This is a genomic window from Nonomuraea sp. NPDC003709, from assembly GCF_040610775.1.
GTDB classification, from domain to species: Bacteria; Actinomycetota; Actinomycetes; order Streptosporangiales; family Streptosporangiaceae; genus Nonomuraea; species Nonomuraea angiospora_A.
The window spans coordinates 107,756-128,154 of the sequence record NZ_JBEXMW010000031.1 but is presented as its reverse complement, the minus strand read 5'-3'; the positions used below and the strand labels follow the sequence as shown (position 1 = coordinate 128,154).

The following is a 20,399-nucleotide window of genomic DNA, read 5'->3' as shown; positions in this document are numbered from 1 at the left end:
GCCGACCAGGTCATCGCCGACCTCCCCCACGGCTACCGCACCCTGCTCGACCGCCGCTTCAAAGACGGCCACGAACTGTCCGGCGGCCAATGGCAACGCATCGCCGTCGCCCGCGGCTTCCACCGCGACGCCGACCTGCTCATCTGCGACGAACCCACCGCAGCCCTCGACGCCCGCGCCGAACACGCCCTCTTCGAACGCATCCGCCACCACTCCGACGGCCGCACCGTCCTGCTCATCACCCACCGCCTGGCCAGCGTCCGCTACGCCGACCGCATCTACGTCCTCGACCACGGCAAGATCACCGAACAGGGCGACCACCACACCCTGATGTCCCTCAACGGCCTCTACGCCGACCTCTACACCCTCCAGGCCACCGCCTACCGCTGACCCTCACTGCAGGGCGGCCGCGATGACCGTGCGGGCGATCGAGGTCACCGCGTCGGCCCGCGCCCCGGGGCGCTCCAGCACGACCCCCACCGCCACCTCGGGCGCGTCCGCGGGCGCGAAGGCGGTGACGAGCGCGTGGTCGTCCGTCCCCGGGATGATCTCCGACAGGACGGCCTCGGCGCCCTTCCTGGGGCCGGCCGCCGCCGACTTCCCGGTGCGCGGCGCCATCGTCATCATCGTCGCCAGGCTCTTGGCCAGCGCCGGCGACACGGCCTTGCGGTAGACCGAGGGGTCGGCGCGGTCGATGACCGAGCCGTCCGCCAGCCGTATCTCCTCCACCAGGTACGGCCGCATCAAGGTCCCGTTGTTGGCCACGGCGGCCGACAGCATGGCGACCATCAGCGGCGTCACCCGGCTGTCGTGGTGCCCGATGGCCGACAGGGCGGTCTGCGCCCGGTCCATGGACAGCGGATAGCGGCTGGCCGTGGCGACGAGCGGGATCGTCAGGTTCGGCGCGTTGAAGCCGAACGCCTCCGCCTGGTCCCTGAGCAGGTCCTGCCCGAGCTGCAGCCCGATGCCGGCGAACGCGGTGTTGCAGGACACGTGGAACGCGTCCGTGAGCGTCGGCCGCTGCTTCCCGCACCCGCCGCCGCCCGCGTTCTGCAGGATCGTCGGCGTCCCGGGCAGCCGCAGCCGTACGGGCGCGTTCACCAGCGAGGTCGGGGTGTACTCCCCGGACGCCAGCGCCGCGGCCGCCGTCACCAGCTTGAAGGTGGATCCGGGCGGATAGAGCCGGTTCAGCGCCCGGTTCAGCAGGGGCCGCGACGGATCCTGCCGGAGCAGGCGCGAGGTCTCCAGAAGGCGGCCGGCGTCGAAGGTGGTGAGGGTGTTCGGGTCGTAGGTCGGATAGGTGGCCAGCGCCAGGATCGCCCCCGTCGCCGGGTTGACGGCCACCACCGCTCCCGGGAGTCCCATCCTCTTGAGCTCCTGGTACGCGGCCCGCTGCACCCGTTCGCTGATCGTCAGCCGGACGTCGGCCCCCTGCACGACGCCCTCCCTGACCAGCGAGCGCACCTTGACCTTCGGGTCCTCCCCGGACAGCACCTCGTCCCGCGCCTGCTCGATCCCGGTGGAGCGGTAGAGCGACATGTGACCGGTGACGGCCGCGTACAGCTCCCCGTCCTGGTAGACCCGCCGGTAGAGGTACGGGCCGCCGCCGGTCGGGCGGCTCACGGCGATCGGGGTGCCCTCATAGGTGAGGATGTCGCCGCGCGGATGGTCGAACCTGGCGATCAGCGGCCGTACGTTCCTGTGGTCGGCGTTGAGCTCCCGCGAACCGAACGCCTGGACGACCGTCACGTGCGCCAGCACCACGAACAGCATCGCCGCGCACAACCTGGCGACACGGCGCAGCGGCTCGTCGATCCGCTCCGCCCTCGATCCGGCCATGGATCTTGGTTTAACAGCCGGACCGCAAAGACAGGGCTAGAGCTGGCTTCGGTAGTAGCCAATCTTGTTGTGGATGTACTTCTGCCGCTCGGCCAGCTTGTCGATCTGCTCCCTGACCTGCCGGTCGTGCTCTTCCAGCAGCCTGATCCGGTCGGGGATCGTGTGGTCTCCGGCGCGTACGAGCTCGGCGAAGCGGAGCATCTTGGCGATGGGCATGCCCGTGTCACGCAGGCAGCGCAGCGTGCCGAGCCAGCCGACGTCCTCCTGGCTGAACCTGCGCTGCCCGGCCGCGTTGCGCCCGACGCGCTCCAGCAGGCCGATCTTCTCGTAGTAGCGCAGGGTGTCGATGCTGAAGCCGGTCTCCTCGACAACTTCCGCCGGCGTGTAGACGCTCACGTCAACCAGGATCCCACCTGGAGCGCGCTCCAGGTCAATCGGCTTGACATGGAGTGCGCTCCAGCTCCCAGAGTCGGCCCATGAACATCGCACTCGGCACGATTTCGTTCGGCACGACCGTCGACCTGGAGGACACGTTCGCCATCCTGGACCGGTTCCACGAGGCCGGCGGCACGATGCTCGACACGGCCAACAACTACCCGTTCTGGGTGGAGGGCCGGTCGGGCGATGAGAGCGAGCTGGCCATCGGCGCGTGGCTGGCCGCCCGCGGCAACCGCGATGAGATCTTCATCAGCACGAAGGGCGGCGCCCGCCCCACGGTCCCCGGCGACACCACTCTGGCCTCCGCCGAGGGCCTGTCCGCCCCCACCGTCGCCAGGGCCGCCGAGGGCAGCCTGCGGCGCCTCGGCACGGACCACATCGACCTGTACTGGTCGCACATCGAAGACCGGTCCGTCCCGCTGGAGGAGACCCTGGGGGCGATGGACGAGCTCGCCCAGGCAGGCAAGATCCGCAGCGCGGGGGCGAGCAACATCGCGACCTGGCGTCTCGAACGGGCCAGGAACATCTCGGCCGCCCACGGCTGGATCCCCTACACCTACCTCCAGCTCCGCCACACCTACCTGCGACCGCGCCCGCTCGCCAAGCTGGCGGAGTCCGGGCACCGGCTCGCCACGGACGAGACCCTCGACTACCTGGCCGCCGAGCCTGATGTGACGTTGTGGGCGTACAACACGCTGATGTTCGGCAGCTACACGCGCGCCGACCGGCCCATTCCCGAGATCTACGACCACTCGGGGACCACGCGGCGGCTCGCGGTGCTGCGGGAGGTCGCGGACGAGCTGGGTGCCACGGTCAACCAGGTGGTGCTGGCGTGGCTGCTGGCCGACGGCGTGGTCCCGATCGTGGGCGTCTCGACGCGGGCCCAGCTGGAGGAGGCCATCGCCGCCGCCGACCTCAAGCTCGACACGGACCTCCGCACCCGCCTCGACACGACCACCTGACCCCGGCGCCGGAAGGGCGAGCCTCGCGCCATGCGGCCGGACGGCGGGTCAGGCCAGGTGGTCGGACAGGTAGCGGCGGACGAGGTGTTTGCATTCGGCGATCAGCACCGCATCCCCGCACGGATCCACGCGGAACGCCAGCTTGAGCACCGCGTCCGTCGCCTCCACCGCCACCAGCAGCGCGCGATCCAGCCCCGGCCCCACGGGTGCGTCCAGGAGTTCGAGGGTGAGGGTGCGCAGCCGGTCGGCCACCACCACGTTGTTCTCCTGCGTCCCGTCCAGCGCCGTCTTGCTCCCGCCGACCGCCGGGCCGCCGGGGCCGAGGAGGACCTCGCCGAAGTCGAGCACCGCGAACCCCGGCGTGGTGCGCTTCATGGCGACGAACTCGTCGATGGCCAGGTCCACCAGGTCCGTCCAGTGTCCGAGGTCGGCCTTGGGGATGCGGTCGGTGACACGGGCGAGGAACGCCTCGAGGTTGCGCCGCGCCAGCGCCCGCACCAACCCCTGCTTGTCGTGGAAGAACTGGTAGAAGGTGCCGATCGGAACTTCGGAGCGGCGGGCGACCTCTTTGGTGGTCATCGCCTCGTAGCCGACCTCATCGAGCAGGAGCGCGCACTCGTCGAGCATCCGCTCCACCCGCTCCACGCTCCGGCGCTGGGCGGGACGGCGGCGCAAGGTACTCGTCATGACCCCATCCTGACCTATTACTGACATTAAAGTTCCCATAGACGAAAGGAGCCCGGGATGTTCCTGTGGGGGACGGCCACTGCGGCGTACCAGATCGAGGGCGCGGTCAAGGAGGACGGCAGGGGCGTCTCCGTCTGGGACACCTTCGCCCACGAGCCGGGCCGCACCAGGGACGGGCATACCGGGGATGTCGCGTGTGACCACTATCACCGGTGGCGCGAGGACGTCGAGCTCATGTCCGGGCTCGGGGTGAACGCCTACCGCTTCTCCATAGCCTGGCCGCGCGTTCAGCCGCAGGGGGACGGCGAGGTCAACGCGGCAGGGCTCGACTTCTACGAGCGGCTGGTGGACGCGCTGCTGGAGAAGGGCATCCAGCCGGTGCCGACGCTGTTCCACTGGGATCTGCCGCAGGCGCTGCAAGATCGCGGCGGGTGGATTAACCGCGATATTTCGGGAAATTTCGCCGAGTACGCCGCCACCGTCGCCGCCCGCCTGGCCGACCGCGTCCCCCTCTGGATCACCCTGAACGAGCCGTTCGTCCACATGGCCTACGGGTACGCCATGGGCATCCACGCTCCGGGCCAGGCCCTCCTCACGGACGCGCTCCCCGCCGCCCACCACCAGCTCCTGGCCCACGGCCTGGCCGTGCAGGCCCTGCGGGCGGCCGGCGCCCGCCAGGTGGCCATCACCAACAACTGCACCCCGGTCTGGCCCGCGTCCCAGGAAGAAGCCGACCTGAAGGCGGCGGAGGCCTACGACATCCTTCACAACCGCCTCTTCAACGACCCCATACTTCTCGGCAAATATCCGGACCTGTCGGCGTACACCCCGACCGTCGACTTCGTCCGGGACGGCGACCTCGACATCATCGCCGCCCCGCTGGACGGCCTGGGCATCAACTACTACAACCCCACCCGCATCGCCGCCCCCACCGACGACGGCCTCCCGTTCGCGGACGCGGGCATCACCGGCTACCCCACCACCGCGTTCGGCTGGCCGGTCGTCCCCGACGGCCTGCGCGAGCTCCTGACCGGCCTCAAGTCCAGGTACGGCAGCGCGCTCCCGCCCATCCACATCACGGAGAACGGCTGCTCGACCGACGACACGCTCGAGGACCACTCCCGCATCGAGTTCCTGGAGAGCCACATCGCGGCGATGCGCCGGGCCATGGCCGAGGGCGTGGACGTACGGGGCTACTTCGTCTGGTCCCTGCTGGACAACTTCGAGTGGGCCGAGGGCTACCACCAGCGCTTCGGCCTCGTACACGTGGACTTCGAGACCCAGCGCCGCACCCCGAAGGCCTCCTACCGGTGGCTACGGGAGCAGCTCCGGGCTCAGAACACCGACACGTGAACGTGGTCGTAGTGGTTGGCCGTGACCCCGCCGCGGTCCGACATCGGGTCCCAGCCGCCGCCTGACCGGATGTCGTAGTAGCGCTGCTTCCAGATGATGTACATGACGCCGATGCGGGCGCCGTTCTTGATCAGGTAGTCGGCCAGGGCGTCGCCGCGGGCCTCGTCGGACCCGCTGGCCGCGGTGCCGCCACGCGACATCATGAAGTCGCAGGCCCGGCCCTTGCCGTGCTCGCCGGGGTCGCCGGGGCGCAGGCAGCCCACGCCGTACTTCATGGGGAAGTTCCGCATGATGTCGGCCCGCACGTCGATCATGCGCTGGGTCAGGCCCTCGGCGCCGCCGGGCTGCTGGAAGCCGTACTTGGCGAGCAGCTTGTCGATGTCGCGCTGCTTGCTCTGGAGGTTCTTGATCTCCTTGCGCAGCTTCTCGATCCTGTCGTTGGCGGCGATCTTCGCCTCTTTGGACTTGTCGATCAGCTTCTGGACGCCCTGGACGCGCCTGGTGCGCTCGTCGGCCATGTAGTTCATGTTGGCCGCCTGCCCCAGTATCACGGTCGGGTCGGCGTTGGGGGTGAGGAGCCGGAAGGTGTCGAGGGGCCCCACCATGTACGCGGTCTGCGCGATGTCCGCCACGTCCGCCTGCGCGTCCTTCAGCTGGGCCTGAAGGGTGCCGGAAGTGGTGGTCGCCCGTTTCACCTGGAGCTTGATCTCCTCCAGGCTCTGGATCTGGCCTCGGTAGCGCTTTTCGAGCAGCTCGGCCTGTTTGGTGAGTTTTCGCAGGTCACCAGGGCTGGGATCGGCCACGGCTGGGGATGGCGCGGGAAGGCCGAGCAGCCCGGCGAGGACGGCGACAAGAACGGCGATCCGCCCGATTCTCACACCCGCCCCCTCCCCTCATAGACGGTCCGAAACTATAGAAGATGATCTTGATTCCTGTCACCCGAACGGCCGAACTGCCGCACCATTGGTGACATTTATGGTGATTTGTCCGATTTAAGGCGAACCTAAAGATTGGGCCTTGTATAGATCGCTCCAACGGTCTGAGATGGCGATCGAACTCGTCTCTGCGAAGGGGCAGATCGTGTCTCGAACATTGACCCTCGCCACCGCCGTCATCCTCGGCTTAGGCACGTCCATCGTGGCCACGACCGCGCAGGCGTCCGTGGACCCGCTACCGCCCCGCGACCGCATCGAGCTCTACCAGCTCGACAGCGCCCCGGGCACCGCGCAGACACTCAGGGAAAAAGGCTTCGACGTCGTCCAGCAGCAGAACAAGGGCGACCAGGAACACATCGAACTCACCGCCGCACAGACCGACCTGGACGCGCTGCGCAAGCTCGGCCACAAACCCGAGCCCGTACGCAACCCGCAGGGCCAGACCCAGCTCGAGGCCGCCAAGGCGCAGGCGGCCTCCGGCTACACCGTGTGGAAGTCCTATTCCGAGGCGGGCGGCATCGCCGACCAGCTCAAGGCCATCGCGAACGCCAACAAGGACATCGTCAAGCTCCAGTCCATCGGCAAGTCGCTGAAGGGCCAGGACATCCTGGCCGTCAAGGTCACCACGGGCGCCCGGCTGCTGCCCGACGGTATCAAGCCCTCGACGCTCTACTCCGCCACCCAGCACGCCCGCGAGTGGATCGCCACTGAGGTGGACATGCGGCTGCTGAAGTACCTGATCGCGAACAAGGCCGCGCTGAAGGACCTGCTCAACAAGAGCGAGCTGTGGTTCGTGCCGGTGGCCAACCCCGACGGGTACGACTTCACGTTCACCGAGGGCAACCGCCTGTGGCGCAAGAACCTGCGCGACGTCAACGGCGACGGCAAGATCACGGTCGGCGACGGCGTCGACCCGAACCGGAACTTCCCGACGAACTTCCACTACGACGAGGAAGGCTCGTCGAGCATCCCGAGCAGCGACACCTACCGCGGCACGGGCCCGGCCAGCGAGCCGGAGACCAGGGCCATGGACGGCCTGCTCAGGCGCATCGGGTTCGAGATGCAGCTCAACTACCACTCCTACGGCCCGCTGCTGCTCTACCCGAGCGGCTTCCAGATCGCCACGGAGACGCCCGACAACCCGATCTACGAGGCCATCACCGGCAACGACGCCAACCCGGCCGTCCCGGGCTTCGACCCCGACCTCGGGGCCGAGCTGTACACCACGAACGGCGACACCAACGACCATGCCCACCGCCAGTACGGCACGCTGTCGTGGACGCCGGAGCTGGACGAGGGCTGCGACGGCTGCGGGTTCGTCTTCCCCGACGACGAGGCGCTGGTGCAGGGCGAGTTCGAGAAGGGCCTGCCGTTCGCGCTCGACGTGGCCAAGTCCGCGGTCAACCCCGTCGAGCCGGTGAACCACCTGGGCAACACGACCCCGGACTTCGAGATCGACCCGTTCGAGGTCAGCTACGGCAAGGACCAGGTCGTCCAGGTCAACGCCAAGCGCAAGCTCGGCCCGGTCTTCCTGAACTACCAGGTCAACGGCGGCCGTACCAAGACCGTCCTGACGGGTGAGTGGAAGGGCGGCGAGCGGTACGGCAGCGGTTACGACCGCTACTACCACCGGCTGCGCGGCAAGATCACCGGCACCAGGCCGGGCGACAAGGTGAAGGTCTGGTTCGCCTCGATCGGCAGGAAGAGCGCCGACTTCACCTACACCGTGGCGACCGACATCGGCGGCAAGGTGCTGATCCTGGCCACGGAGGACGTCACGGGCCTCAGCCCGGCGCAGGGCGTGACCGAGGCCAAGTACGCCGACGAGTACGCCGCGGCGCTCACGGCGGCCGGCTACACCTCGGACGTGTACGACATGGACAAGATGGGCCGCAAGGCCCCGCACCCGCTGGGCGTGCTCAGCCACTACAAGGCCGTGGTGTGGGAGACCGGCGATGACATCATCCCGAGGTCGCCCGGCCAGGTGGGCGGCACGACCTCCAAGGGCGGCGTGGACACCGAGCTCGCCGTCCGCGACTACCTGAACGAGGGCGGCAAGCTGCTGCACGCCGGCAAGTACCCGTCGTTCGCGGCCAACAACAACGGCGCCTACTACTACCAGCCCGACCAGCCGGCGCAGCCGGAGTGCACGGTCCCGGACGACCCGCCGTGCATCGCGGTGTTCAACGACTTCCAGCAGTACTGGCTGGGCGCGTACGTCTTCTTCGACGACGCCGGCACCGACCACGACACGGGCCAGCCGTTCGGGCTGGCGGGCAACGGCGGCACGTTCGACGGCTTCGGCGCGACGATCGAGCCGAGCCACACCAACTCGTTCGTGGCCACCTCGGCCATCCTGCCCGCGCAGCAGTTCCCGCTGTTCGCGAGCTCGGCGCAGGTCAAGTGGGCACGCCCGGGCGGCCCGTTCGACCCGCACTCCGGGGCATGGGACGTCTACAGCGGCATCGCCGACGTCTCGTGGAAGCGGCTGACCAAGACGATCGACCTGACCGGCAAGAGCAGCGGCGAGCTGACGTTCTGGACGTCGTACGACACCGAGAGCACCTGGGACTACCTCGCGGTAGAGGCGCACACGGCGGGCGGCGACGACTGGACCATGCTCCCGGACGCCAACGGGCACACCACCCAGGAGACCGGCAGCAGCTGCGACCCGCCCAGCGGCGGTGAAGGCTGGCGGGCGATCCACCCGTTCACCCAGCGCTACCAGGGCCCCAACTGCGAGTCCACCGGCACCTCCGGCGCCTGGCACGCCGCCACCGGCAACTCGGCCGGCTGGCAGCAGTGGAAGATCGACCTGACCCCGTACGCGGGCAAGAAGGTCGAACTGTCGGTCTCCTACATCAGCGACTGGAGCACCCAGGGCGCGGGCGTCTTCCTGGACGACTTCGCGGTCACCCTGGACGGCGTGACGACCGAGCAGACCTCGTTCGAGTCGGACCTGGGCGGCTGGGCCGTCGGGGCGCCTCCCGAGGGCACCTCGCCGTCGATCAACAACTGGTTCAGGACGGACCAGGTCTTCGAGGAGGGTGCCGGAATCGTCACCAAGGACACCGTCTACCTGGGCTTCGGCGCTGAGAGCGTGACCGACCCGGCCAAGCGCGCCGACCTCGTCAAGAGATCCATGAAGCACCTGCTCGGTTAGAGCCGGAGAGGGGTGCGGCAGAGCGTGCCGCACCCCTCTTGCGTGTCCGGACAGAACATGGTTCGGTCACCTTGAGGAAGTCCGGAAACAAGCAAGCATTCGGTCAAGCAGGAGGGTCACGACATGCGCCGGCACGACACGCTGTTCATCGGGGGCGAATGGGTGGCCCCCGCGGGAACCGCGACGATAGACATCGTCTCCCCGCACACCGAGGAGGTGGTCGGCCAGGTACCCGACGGCACGACCGCGGACATGGACCGCGCGGTCGCGGCCGCCAGGGAGGCGTTCGACCACGGGCCGTGGCCACGGATGACGTTCGCCGAGCGGGCCGAGGTCATCGGCAGGCTGGCCGCGATCTACAACGAGCGGCAGGGCGAGATGGCCCAGCTCATCACGGAGGAGATGGGCTCGCCGATCACGTTCTCGAACCTCGCGCAGGCGCCTCAGCCGCTGGGCATGCTCCAGTACTACGCCGAGCTGGGCAAGACGTTCGAGCAGGAGGAGCAGCGGCCGGGGCTGTTCGGCCCGATCACCGTGCGCAGGGAGCCCGTGGGCGTGGTGGCGGCCGTGGTGCCGTGGAACGTCCCCCAGTTCGTCACGATGACCAAGGTCGCGCCCGCGCTGCTGGCCGGCTGCACCATCGTGCTCAAGCCGGCGCCCGAGACGCCGCTGGACGCGTACCTGCTGGCCGAGTGGGCGGTCGAGGCGGGCATCCCGGCCGGCGTGCTCAACATCGTGGCCGCGGGCCGCGAGGTCGGCGAGCACCTGATCTCCCACCCCGGCGTGGACAAGGTGGCCTTCACCGGCTCGACGGCGGCCGGCCGGCGTATCGCCGCCATCTGCGGCGAGCAGCTCAAGCGGGTCAGCCTGGAGCTGGGCGGCAAGTCCGCCGCGATCGTCCTGGACGACGCCGACCTGGCCGCCAGCATGGGCTTCCTGTCCATCGCCTCGCTCATGAACAACGGCCAGGCCTGCGTGGCGCAGACCCGCATCCTGGCCTCGCGCAACCGCTACGACGAGGTCGTCGACGCCGTCGCGAACATGGTCAACTCCCAGCCCGTCGGCGACCCCGCCGACCCGGCGACCGGCATCGGCCCGCTGGTGGCCAAGCGGCAGCAGGACCGGGTGGAGGGCTACATCAGGATCGGCATGGACGAGGGCGCCAAGGTCGTCGTCGGCGGTCTCGACCGGCCCTACGACCGCGGCTGGTACGTCTCCCCCACCGTCTTCTCCGGCGTCACCAACGAGATGCGCATCGCCCGCGAGGAGATCTTCGGACCGGTCCTGGCCGTGATCCCGTACGAGGACGAGGCGGACGCCGTACGCATCGCCAACGACAGCGACTACGGCCTGGCCGGCTCGGTGTGGACGGCCGACGCCGAGCACGGCATGGACGTGGCCCGCCAGGTCCGCACCGGCACGTACGGCGTCAACTGCTTCATGCTGGAGACCAACGCGCCCTTCGGCGGCTACAAGGCCAGCGGCATCGGCCGCGAGCTGGGCCCCGAGGGCCTGAGCGGCTACCTGGAGTACAAGACGATCGCGCGGCTCGGCTAGCCCCGGCGAGAAGGGCCTCGCGGCATGCCGCGAGGCCCTTCGTCGTGCCACGGGACCATGCACCCAGCGCGCCCCCGCAACGCTAGGTACAGATCCCGCTACCGGAAGTATGTCCCACGGCCACCGTGGCGACGGTTTCCTTCCCCAGAGACTTTCTCCCGGCGGTTTCTTTCTTTCCGTCCTAGATAGACGCGTTTAACTCACAAAAGGTTCGAGGAGATCCACTTGCCGATTCTGCGGATGAGTTCGGGGGGCGCGGCGGTCTCCGCGTGGCCGTACCCGGGCTCGATCCAGAGCTCCTTGGGCTCGCGTGCGCCGGCGTAGAGCTGGTGCGCGTGATCGAGCGGGAAGAACGCGTCCTCGTCGCCGTGCACGATCAGCAGCGGGGTCGGCGAGATGAGCGCGGCGGCCTCGTGCGGCGGCATCGGGATCGGGTTCCAGTCGCCGCGGGCGATCCTCGTCCGCTTGACCACCCTCGCCGCCAGGCGCCCGAACGGCCGCTCGATGGCCCAGTGGACCTGCCGCATCGGCTTGGTGCCACGGTAGTACCAGCGGGCCGGGGCGCTCACCGCCACCACGGCGTCCACGCCGCCGCGCAGGCCCGCGTGCCGTACGGCCACCGCCGCCCCCATGGAGAAGCCGACGACCGCGATCTTGGAGTAGCCGGCCACGCGGGCGTGCCGGACGGCGGCGTCCAGGTCGAGGATCTCCAGGTCGCCCACCGTGGTCTCACCGCCGGAGCGCCCGTGGCCGCGGAAGTCGAAGGCGACCACGCCGCCGTACCCGCTCAGCACGTGCACGATCCGCCGCGCGGTGCGATCCCGCCACGAACCAGTGAACCCGTGCGCCATGACGATGCCAAGGTCAGTGCCTGTCGAGGGGGTGTGGGCGGCGTTGAGGCGTACCCCGTCGTCGGTCCTGAGCATGACGGGGAAATGAGGCGCGTAGGGCATGGAGACGAGCTTATGTTCGCTCCGCGTCCACCCCGTGTTCGGCCGCCCAGACCGCGATCCGCGCCCGCGAGTCGAAGCCCAGTTTCTCCATGATGATGGCGACGTGCCTGGCCACGGTGGCCGGACTGACCACCAGCGCCTCGGCGACCCCCCGGTTGCTCAGGCCGCGGGCCAGCATGGCGGCGATCTCCCGCTCCCGCTCGCTCAGCCCGTCTCGGTCGAGCACGCGCGGCGGCGGCGCGGCCGACCCGGGATCGCCGTCGAGCACCAGCCCGGCCACCACCTCCGGCGGCATCCCCGTCCCCCTGGCCCACAGCAACTCCACCGGGTCCGCCCCGAGCCGCGCGCGGGCGAGCGCCAGCAGATCCTCGATCCGGCCGGACGCGCCGACCTGCCCGATGGACTCGCGCAGCGCGGTGGCGGCCGCGGCCGCGAGCACCGCCCCCTCCAGGTCTTCCCGCGCCTGCGCCAGGGCGGAGACTGCCATGAGCGCGCGGACGATCCCCCTGCGCTGGCCCGTCTGCCTGCTCAGCGCCAGGCTGTCGGCTATGTGCCCCCTGGCCGCGGCGTGGTCGTGCAGCCCGGCCGCCACCCGGCCGATCTGGGCCTGGCAGCGGGCCAGCTCGATCCGGTTGTCGAGGTCCTCCAGCAGCGGCAGCGCGGCGGCGTGGTGTGACCTGGCGGTCTCCAGGTCGCCCGCGGCCTCGGCCACCGCGCCCAGGTGGGTCAGCGCCCTGGCCAGCGACCAGTGGTGCCCGGCCTCCGCGGCCAGCGCGAGCGCCTCCTCGCCGTAGCGCCGGGCCTCGTCCGGCCGGCCGTGGAAGAGCGCCAGGTTGAGCTGGGCGATCCTGGCCGTGACCAGGTTGAACAGGTCGTCGTGGGCGCCGGCCGCCGCCTCCAGCTCCGCGGCGTAACGCCGCGCCCGCTCGCTCTGCCCGGTGCGGAAGAGCACGGTCAGCGCCACGCCGTACGTGATGCCCAGCCAGTGGGTGTACGGGTGCCGCTTCTGCTCCTCGAGCCCCCGCACGACCAGCTCTTCCGCCCGGCCCAGCTCGTCGGCGAGCTCCAGCCCGTACGCCAGCCCGCACCTGGCCACCGCGACCAGGTCGGCAGGGGCCCCGGACAGGTCGAGCGCGAGCAGCCGCTCGTGCCAGCCGACGCTCTCGCCCAGGTCGCCCCGGACGGCCATGACGGCCAGCGCGGCGCGGGCCAGGCGCAGCCCGAGCACGGGGTCCCGCGACTCCACCGCCCAGTCGACCGCGTTCCTGGAGTCGTCGAGGAGGGCGCGGCCCCTGGTGAAGTGGGCGAACCGATCCTGCCACGGCATCCTGCGGTCGAGCGAGCCGGCCTCGTGGCAGTGCTCCATCTCCTCGCAGACCGCCTTCAGGTGCCTGTCACGCAGGTGCGCGGCCTCGCCGGCCTCGGCCAGGCGCTCGGCGGCGTACTGCTTGATGGTCTCCAGCAGGCGGTAGCGGCCGGGGGCGTGGTGGCGCACCAGCGACTTCCCGGCCAAGGCGGTGAGCAGGCCGGGCAGCTCGGCCCTGCGCAGGATGCCGCCGTCGGCGCAGACCCGCTCGGCCAGGCCGACGTCGAACGGCCCGGCGAACACCGAGAGCCGGCGCAGCAGCACCCGCTCCTTGGGCGGGAGCAGCTCGTGGCTCCACTCGACGATGGCCAGGAGCGTGCGCTGCCTGGCCGGAGCCGTGCGATCGCCGGCCGCGAGCAGGCCGAGCCGCTCGCCGCCGCGACCGGCCAGGCGGTCGGCGATGTGCCCGGGGCTCAACCGGCTCGTACGGGCCGCCACCAGCTCCAGCGCGAGCGGCAGGCCGTCGAGCGCGTGGCACAGGCGTACGACGTCGTCCATGACGCCCGCCACCCCGCTCGCGCCCGCCGCGAGCGCCCGCTCGACGAACAGCAGCACGGACTCGGCCTCGGGACGCCGCTCGTCGGGCAGCTCCAGCGGCGGCACCCGCCAGACCAGCTCGCCCGGGATGCGCAGCGGCTCCCGGCTGGTGAGCAGGAACCGCAGCTCGGGGCACTCGGCGGTCAGACCGGCCACCAGCTCGGCGCAGCGCTCGACCAGGTGCTCGCAGTTGTCCAGCACGATCAGCGCCCTGGCCGTGCGCAGGCGCGTGCGCAGGCCATCCAGCAGCCGCCCGGGGACCTCGTCGCGTACGCCGAGCACCTCGGCCATCTCGTTGACGATCAGCTCGGGGTTACCGATGCGGGCCAGCTCGACCAGCCACACGCCGTCGGGGAAGCGTCTCAGCTCCTGCGCCGCCACGCGCAGGCCGAGCCGGGTCTTGCCGATGCCGCCCACGCCGCTGAGCGTGACCACGCGTTCTTCGTGGACGAGCACCGCCAGCTCGGCCACGTCGCGGACGCGACCGACGAAGCGGTTGGGCTCGGCGGGGAGATTGTGCGGAACTTGCGCGATCATGTGGGGCCCAGGTGGTCGCGGGGGGATCACATCCGATGCCAAGTCTCCCCTGGTTCAGGGGCTGATGGGGTCACTTTCCGTGCAGAGTTCGCGACTGGTTGGATATGAATGCAGGACCCCGAGGTCGGCGACGCTCATCACGATCCGTATGCGTGATTCGTCCGCGGCGGCGAGCGCCCTCGGCATCTCGGAGATCATCACGCGGGCGCCGCTCGCGTGGATCCGGTCCCTGAAGGCGCCCGCGTCGAGGTCGCACGGCAACGGCCAGGCGACGCCGCCCGCGGCGATCACCGCGTCGGCCGCCACCAGCAGGTCGGCTCCCACGGGCAGGCAGATGAGCACGGCGTCACCCGCGCGCACACCTCGGCGCCGCAGCTGGACGGCCGCGACTGCAGACCTCTCGTCCAGCTGCTCCTCGGTGAGCCTCAGGCCGGTGCCCGAGTCCACCATGACGATGCGCTCATCCATGTGGCCCACGGTAGGGAGGGCCCCTCATGCATACATGGGGCGGAATATGCAGATCCCTATGCAGAACCGCGCGCCACGTTCACTGCGCGACGGCCGGGTGCTCGGCGGCCCAGACCGCGATCTGGGCCCGCGACGTGTAGCCCAGCTTCTCCATGATGTTGGCGATGTGCCGGGCGACCGTGGCGGGGCTGATCACCAGCTCCGTCGCGATGGCGCGGTTGGACAGCCCTCGCGTGAGCAGGCCCGCGACCTCCTGCTCGCGGGCCGTCAGCAGCGAGTGTCTGACCGGCTTGGTCGCCACCGGCGCCTTCTGCGCGATGCGCTCGCCCTCCAGCACGTGGCGGGCGGCGTCGTCGGGGCTCATGGCCCGGCCCCGCGACCAGATCGAGGTGGTGCGGCCGTCGCCCAGCTTGGTGCGGGCCCGGCCGAGCAGCTCCTCGATCCTGAGCGTGGGCGACTTCTGCCCGATCGACTCGCGCAGCCTGATCGCCGCGCCCGCGGCCAGCACGGCGCCCTCCAGGTCGCCCTCGCACTCCGCCAGCATCGACAGCCCGACCAGGCACAGGGCCACCCCATGGCGTTGCCCGGTCTCCCGGCCCAGGGCGAGGCTGGCGGCCAGCCACTCCCGCGCGGCGGCGAACTCGTGCAGCATCGCCGTCACCCTGCCGACCCTGGCCAGGGCGCGCGACAGGTCGAGGTCGCTGCCCAGCTCGCGCAACCATGGGACGACCATCTCGTAATGGGCCTTGGCGGTCACCAGGTCGCCGCGGAACTCGGCCACCGCGCCAAGCTGGGTGGCGGTCCTGGCCATGATCCACCGGTGGCCGTGCTCGCGGGCCCGCCCGAGCGCCTCCTCGCCGTGCCGCTGCGCCTCGCGCAGCCGCCCGCGGGTCAGCGCCACGGCCGACAGCCCGGCCAGCCCCGCCGCCTGGTTCCACGCGTCTCCCGACCGCAGGGCCAGCGCCAGGCCCTCCTCCGCGTGGTGCACCGCGTCCTCGGGCCTGCCCATGCGCAGCAGCACCACGACGATGAGGCTGTGGATGACGCAGCGCGCGAACGTGTTGTCGGTGGTGATCTCGGCCAGGCTCTCCTCGGCCAGCGCCAGGGAGCGGCTCAGCTCGTCCCTGGCCTCCAGGCCGTAGGCGAGGTATCCCCTGGCCTGCGCGATCTGCTCGACGGGCACCTCGGTCAGGTCGAGCGACAGCAGCCGCTCGATCCAGGTGACGATCTCCGTCAGATTTCCGCAGAGCGGCAGCAGCCCGCTGCTGGCGGCGCAGAGGCGCAGGCCCAGCGGCACGTTGCCGGACTCCACGGACCAGTCGAGCGCCATCCGCTGGTCGTCGACGAGCCGCTTGCTCATGGTCAGCGCCTCGAGGCGGCGCGCCCACGGCACGCCCGGCTCGACCATCTCCGTGGCGAAGTGGCGCTCCTGCAGCTCGCAGACCACGTGCAGGTGGCGCTCGCGCAGGACCTCCCGCTCGCCGGCCTTCTGGAGGCATCCCACCGCGTAGCGCTTGATGGTCTCCAGCAGCCAGTAGCGCCTGCGGCTCTCGTCGCACAGCACGAGTGACTTGTCGACCAGCCCGCCGAGCAGATCGACGATCTCCGACTCCGAGATGGGCCGCTCGGCGCAGACCTGCTCGGCCAGGTCGAGGTCGAAGTCCCCGGCGAACACCGACAGCCTGCGCAGCAGCACCTGCTCCTTCGCCGACAGCAGGTCGTAGCTCCACTCGACGGCCGCGACCAGCGTGCGCTGCCTGGCGGGGGCGGTGCGGCCGCCGGTGGTGAGCAGCGAGAACCGGTCGTCGATGCGGTCGGCGATCTGGCCGGGGCTGAGCAGGCTCGTGCGGGCCGCGGCCAGCTCCAGCGCCAGCGGCAGCCCGTCGAGCGCCCGGCACAGCCGCACCACGTCGGGCAGGCTGCCCGGGCCCAGCCTGGTGCCGGCGGCCGTCGCCCGGTCCAGGAAGAGCTGCACGGACTCCGCCTCGCGACCACCCTGCACGGGCTCATGCTCGTGCTCGGGGCCGCCCTCCCTGGAAGTGCTCTCGTCGGGGAGGTCGAGCGGTGGAACCCGCCAGATCAGCTCGCCTGCGATGCGCAGCGGCTCCCTGCTGGTGGCCAGGACGCTCAGGCGCGGGCAGGCCGCGATCAGCTCCGCGGCGACCTCGGCGCACCTGTCGATGAGATGCTCGCAGTTGTCGAGCAGCAGCAGGCAGTGCAGGTCGCGCAGCCGGTCGAGGACGGTGCCGAACACCGGGCGGCCCGCTTCCTCCCGCACGCCGAGCACCCGGCCGACCTCCTGGTCGACCAGCTCGGGGTGGCGCAGCCTGGCCAGCTCGACCAGCCAGACGCCGTCGGGGTACGCCGACACCAGCCCGGCCGCGACCCGCAGGGCCAGGCGGGTCTTGCCGATGCCGCCCACCCCGCACAACGTGACCACGCGCGTCTCGCGGAACAGCCCGCGCAATTCGTCGAGATCGCGCTCGCGACCAACGAACCGGTTGGGCTCCGCCGGAAGATTGTGCCTGGGGGGCTCTGGCATGTGGTCACCCTGTGTCGCTGAAGGATCACACTCTCCCACAGTGTCGCACTTTTCACAGCCCAAGCGAGCTCACGATCGCCCTTTCGTCGACGACACGCAGGACGGGGTCGCCGAGCAGCCGTCTGGCCAGGTCGTACGGCGCGACGACCATGGTGGCCCGGCGCTCCTGGGCCAGCACGCGGCAGCCCACCAGGCTCGGCTCGTGGGCGATGACGACGTGCGCCCCCACCGTCATCGCCAGATCGATCACCCGCAGGCCCCGGAACGGCTCGCTCACCGCGCTGATCACCACGTCCTCCTTGCCGATCACCAGCCGGCCGGCCAGCCTGCGCAGGTCGCTCGCCAGCGTGTGGTGATCGAACACCCGCCCGCCGTCGACGGTGAGCGCCGGCCCCGCCAGCGGGCCGTACTCGAGGGCGCGGTCGCCGATGAGCGCGGTGAACGGCTTCGCCCCCGGCACGGTCTGGAAGGAGAAGACCCGGTCGACCTTCACCGCGGCGGGGTCGTAGCGGCGATGGGTGATCATGAAGCGCGCCGTCCCCGAGGCCGCGAGCACCGCTACCCCGCCCGCCCAGGCCACGGAGTGGACCGCCAGGGGCAACGACGTGCCGAGCGGGACGTCGACGATCACCTCGTCGCCGAAACGCAGGCCCTGGCGCTGCAGACCCGCCGCGGCGCGGGTGACGCGCCTGGTGAAAGCGGAGTACGACAGCACCTCGCCGGTCCTGACTTCGCTGACCGCCGGTTGGTCCCCCTGGGTCGGCGCGGCGGCCATAACCAGCTCTGTCCAGGTCATGCCGATAATCTAAGGACGGCGACCCGGCTTGCCATGCGCACAATTGTGCAACCGGCTATGTACGTAGGGCTTAACGTCAGCTTGACATCGAGGATCGCGCTTGACATCGGGGATCCCTCGCGTCACGCCTGTCACCTGGGGGACTCCCGTATCCGCACCCGTCCCCCTCGCGTCGCGCCTGCTCCCAGGGGACCCCATATCCACAACCGCCCCTCTCCTCAGTCGCGCCTGTCATCAGAGGGGATCAACTAGACTTATAAGGCCGCGACTTCGCGCGGCCGCCCCCACGACACAGAGCGAGACGTCATCATGCCTTTGAACAGCCGCGACGACCTGCGGAACATCGCGATCATCGCGCACGTCGACCATGGCAAGACCACGCTTGTGGATGCCATGCTCTGGCAGTCCGGGGCCTTCCGCGCCAACCAGGACGTCGACGACCGCGTCATGGACTCCAACGACCTCGAGCGCGAGAAGGGCATCACCATTCTCGCGAAGAACACCGCGGTCAAGCACGGCGGCATGACCATCAACATCATCGACACTCCCGGCCACGCCGACTTCGGCGGCGAGGTCGAGCGCGGCCTGTCGATGGTCGACGGCGTGGTGCTGCTGGTCGACGCCTCCGAGGGGCCGCTGCCGCAGACCCGCTTCGTGCTGCGCAAGGCGCTGGCCGCGAAGATGCCGGTCATCCTGTGCATCAACAAGGTCGACCGCCCCGACGCCCGCATCAAGGACGTCGTGGACGAGGTCTACGAGCTGTTCATGGACCTCGACGCCACGGAGGAGCAGATCGACTTCCCGATCGTCTACGCCTCCGCCAAGGCCGGCCGCGCCTCCATGGAGCGCCCCGAAGACGGCGGCATGCCCGACTCGACGGACCTCGAGCCGCTGTTCGACATCATCAAGTCGACCATCCCCGCGCCGACGTACGACCCGAGCGCGCCGCTCCAGGCCCACGTCACCAACCTCGACGCCTCCTCCTACCTCGGCCGCATCGCGCTGTGCCGCATCCACCAGGGCGTCATGCGCAAGGGCCAGCAGGTGGCCTGGTGCCGCACCGACGGCACGATCCAGCGCGTCAAGATCACCGAGCTGCTCATGACCGAGGCCCTGGAGCGCAAGCCGGCCGAGGAGGCGGGCCCCGGCGACATCATCGCCATCGCCGGCATCCCCGACATCATGATCGGCGAGACCCTGGCCGACCCCGAGGACCCGCGCCCGCTGCCGCTGATCACGGTGGACGAGCCGGCCATCTCGATGACCATCGGCACCAACACCTCGCCCCTGGTCGGCAAGGTCAAGGGGTCCAAGGTCACCGCCCGCATGGTGAAGGACCGCCTCGAAAAGGAGCTGGTCGGCAACGTGTCGCTGCGCGTGCTGCCCACCGACCGGCCCGACGCCTGGGAGGTGCAGGGCCGCGGCGAGCTGGCGCTGGCCATCCTGGTCGAGCAGATGCGCCGCGAGGGCTACGAGCTGACCGTCGGCAAGCCGCAGGTCGTCACCAAGACCATCGACGGCAAGGTGCACGAGCCGGTCGAGCGCCTGACGGTCGACTGCCCCGAGGAATACCTCGGCGCGGTCACCCAGCTCCTGGCCGTGCGCAAGGGCCGCATGGAGCACATGACCAACCACGGCACCGGCTGGATCCGGATGGAGTTCGTGGTCCCGGCGCGCGGCCTGATCGGCTTCCGCACCGAGTTCCTCACCGAGACGCGCGGCACCGGCCTGGTGCACCACGTGTTCGACTCGTACGAGCCCTGGTTCGGCGAGCTGCGCACCCGCAACAACGGTTCCCTGGTGGCCGACAGGTCCGGCCCGGTGACCGCGTTCGCGATGCTCAACCTGCAGGAGCGCGGCACGCTGTTCGTCTCGCCGACGACCGAGGTCTACGAAGGCATGATCGTCGGCGAGAACTCCCGGTCTGACGACATGGACGTGAACATCACCAAGGAGAAGAAGCTCACCAACATGCGCTCCTCCACCAGCGAGGAGACGGAGAAGGTGATCCCGCCGCGCGTCCTCTCGCTGGAGCAGGCGCTGGAGTTCATCCGCGAGGACGAGTGCGTGGAGATCACTCCGGAGCACGTGCGCATTCGCAAGGTCGTGCTCGACGCCGCCATCCGCGGTCGCGCTGCGGCCCGCGCCAAGCGCGCCTGAGCTTTTTCTTCGCTTTTTTCGGTGTAAGCCCGGCCGGTAAGGCTCGCGGCTTCGCCATGGACGATGAATGAGCCCGCCGGTCAAGAAAAGGGGTCATGGTGAAAAG

Annotated in this window: 15 protein-coding genes; 6 read left to right on the top strand and 9 right to left on the bottom strand. The window is 70.2% G+C overall.

The features are described from left to right. Nucleotides 1–390 (top strand): ATP-binding cassette domain-containing protein (locus tag ABZX61_RS56245; RefSeq protein ID WP_355208994.1); only part of this gene is annotated, 390 nt, incomplete at its 5' end. A 3-nt stretch (nucleotides 391–393) separates the two neighbouring features. On the opposite strand, the gene ABZX61_RS56240 is transcribed toward ABZX61_RS56245, so the two are convergent. Both ABZX61_RS56240 and ABZX61_RS56235 read right to left on the bottom strand, forming a co-directional pair. Further along, the gene (locus ABZX61_RS56240) at nucleotides 394–1,839 is read right to left on the bottom strand and encodes a penicillin-binding transpeptidase domain-containing protein (RefSeq protein WP_350729792.1); all 1,446 of its coding nucleotides are present in this window, start codon (nucleotides 1,837–1,839) and stop codon (nucleotides 394–396) included. 36 nt (nucleotides 1,840–1,875) lie between these two features. Then, the gene (locus ABZX61_RS56235; RefSeq protein WP_350729790.1) at nucleotides 1,876–2,235 is read right to left on the bottom strand and encodes a MerR family transcriptional regulator; all 360 of its coding nucleotides are present in this window, start codon (nucleotides 2,233–2,235) and stop codon (nucleotides 1,876–1,878) included. 80 nt (nucleotides 2,236–2,315) lie between these two features. Here ABZX61_RS56235 and ABZX61_RS56230 point away from each other — a divergent pair, with 80 nt between their 5' ends. Beyond that, complete coding sequence (locus ABZX61_RS56230) at nucleotides 2,316–3,239, top strand: aldo/keto reductase (RefSeq protein ID WP_355208990.1); 924 nt, start codon at nucleotides 2,316–2,318, stop codon at nucleotides 3,237–3,239. A 48-nt stretch (nucleotides 3,240–3,287) separates the two neighbouring features. On the opposite strand, the gene ABZX61_RS56225 is transcribed toward ABZX61_RS56230, so the two are convergent. Then, complete coding sequence (locus tag ABZX61_RS56225) at nucleotides 3,288–3,926, bottom strand: TetR family transcriptional regulator (RefSeq protein ID WP_350729786.1); 639 nt, start codon at nucleotides 3,924–3,926, stop codon at nucleotides 3,288–3,290. Between the two features lie 57 nt (nucleotides 3,927–3,983). Here ABZX61_RS56225 and ABZX61_RS56220 point away from each other — a divergent pair, with 57 nt between their 5' ends. Continuing rightward, nucleotides 3,984–5,279 (top strand): GH1 family beta-glucosidase, encoded by a 1,296-nt coding sequence (locus tag ABZX61_RS56220; RefSeq protein ID WP_355208986.1) that lies wholly within the window; start codon nucleotides 3,984–3,986, stop codon nucleotides 5,277–5,279. Here ABZX61_RS56220 and ABZX61_RS56215 read toward each other — a convergent pair. Further along, complete coding sequence (locus ABZX61_RS56215; RefSeq protein ID WP_350729782.1) at nucleotides 5,261–6,157, bottom strand: hypothetical protein; 897 nt, start codon at nucleotides 6,155–6,157, stop codon at nucleotides 5,261–5,263. The two genes, ABZX61_RS56220 and ABZX61_RS56215, sit on opposite strands and share 19 nt — an antisense overlap. Nucleotides 6,158–6,359: 202 nt before the next feature. Between ABZX61_RS56215 and ABZX61_RS56210 the strand changes: the two genes are divergently transcribed. After that, nucleotides 6,360–9,377, top strand: coding sequence for a M14 family zinc carboxypeptidase (locus ABZX61_RS56210; RefSeq protein WP_355208983.1), 3,018 nt, complete (start codon nucleotides 6,360–6,362; stop codon nucleotides 9,375–9,377). Between the two features lie 123 nt (nucleotides 9,378–9,500). Beyond that, nucleotides 9,501–10,934, top strand: coding sequence for an aldehyde dehydrogenase (locus ABZX61_RS56205; RefSeq protein ID WP_355208980.1), 1,434 nt, complete (start codon nucleotides 9,501–9,503; stop codon nucleotides 10,932–10,934). Nucleotides 10,935–11,134: 200 nt separating this feature from the next. Here ABZX61_RS56205 and ABZX61_RS56200 read toward each other — a convergent pair whose 3' ends face one another. From ABZX61_RS56200 to ABZX61_RS56180, 5 genes are all read right to left on the bottom strand, one after another. Continuing rightward, nucleotides 11,135–11,887 carry an alpha/beta fold hydrolase gene (locus ABZX61_RS56200; protein ID WP_355208977.1) on the bottom strand — a complete coding sequence of 251 codons (753 nt, stop codon included), beginning with the start codon at nucleotides 11,885–11,887 and terminating at the stop codon, nucleotides 11,135–11,137. A gap of 10 nt (nucleotides 11,888–11,897) precedes the next feature. Next, nucleotides 11,898–14,327 (bottom strand): LuxR C-terminal-related transcriptional regulator, encoded by a 2,430-nt coding sequence (locus ABZX61_RS56195; RefSeq protein ID WP_355208974.1) that lies wholly within the window; start codon nucleotides 14,325–14,327, stop codon nucleotides 11,898–11,900. A 54-nt stretch (nucleotides 14,328–14,381) separates the two neighbouring features. Further along, complete coding sequence (locus ABZX61_RS56190; protein ID WP_355208971.1) at nucleotides 14,382–14,795, bottom strand: AMP-binding protein; 414 nt, start codon at nucleotides 14,793–14,795, stop codon at nucleotides 14,382–14,384. 79 nt (nucleotides 14,796–14,874) lie between these two features. Continuing rightward, a complete protein-coding gene (locus ABZX61_RS56185; RefSeq protein WP_355208968.1) occupies nucleotides 14,875–17,337 on the bottom strand; it encodes a LuxR C-terminal-related transcriptional regulator in 2,463 nt (820 codons plus the stop codon). A 52-nt stretch (nucleotides 17,338–17,389) separates the two neighbouring features. Next, complete coding sequence (locus tag ABZX61_RS56180; protein ID WP_350729770.1) at nucleotides 17,390–18,133, bottom strand: AMP-binding protein; 744 nt, start codon at nucleotides 18,131–18,133, stop codon at nucleotides 17,390–17,392. A 309-nt stretch (nucleotides 18,134–18,442) separates the two neighbouring features. Between ABZX61_RS56180 and typA the strand changes: the two genes are divergently transcribed. Then, nucleotides 18,443–20,293, top strand: a complete 1,851-nt coding sequence (gene typA, locus ABZX61_RS56175; RefSeq protein ID WP_355208964.1) for a translational GTPase TypA — start codon at nucleotides 18,443–18,445, stop codon at nucleotides 20,291–20,293. Nucleotides 20,294–20,399: the final 106 nt, after the last annotated feature.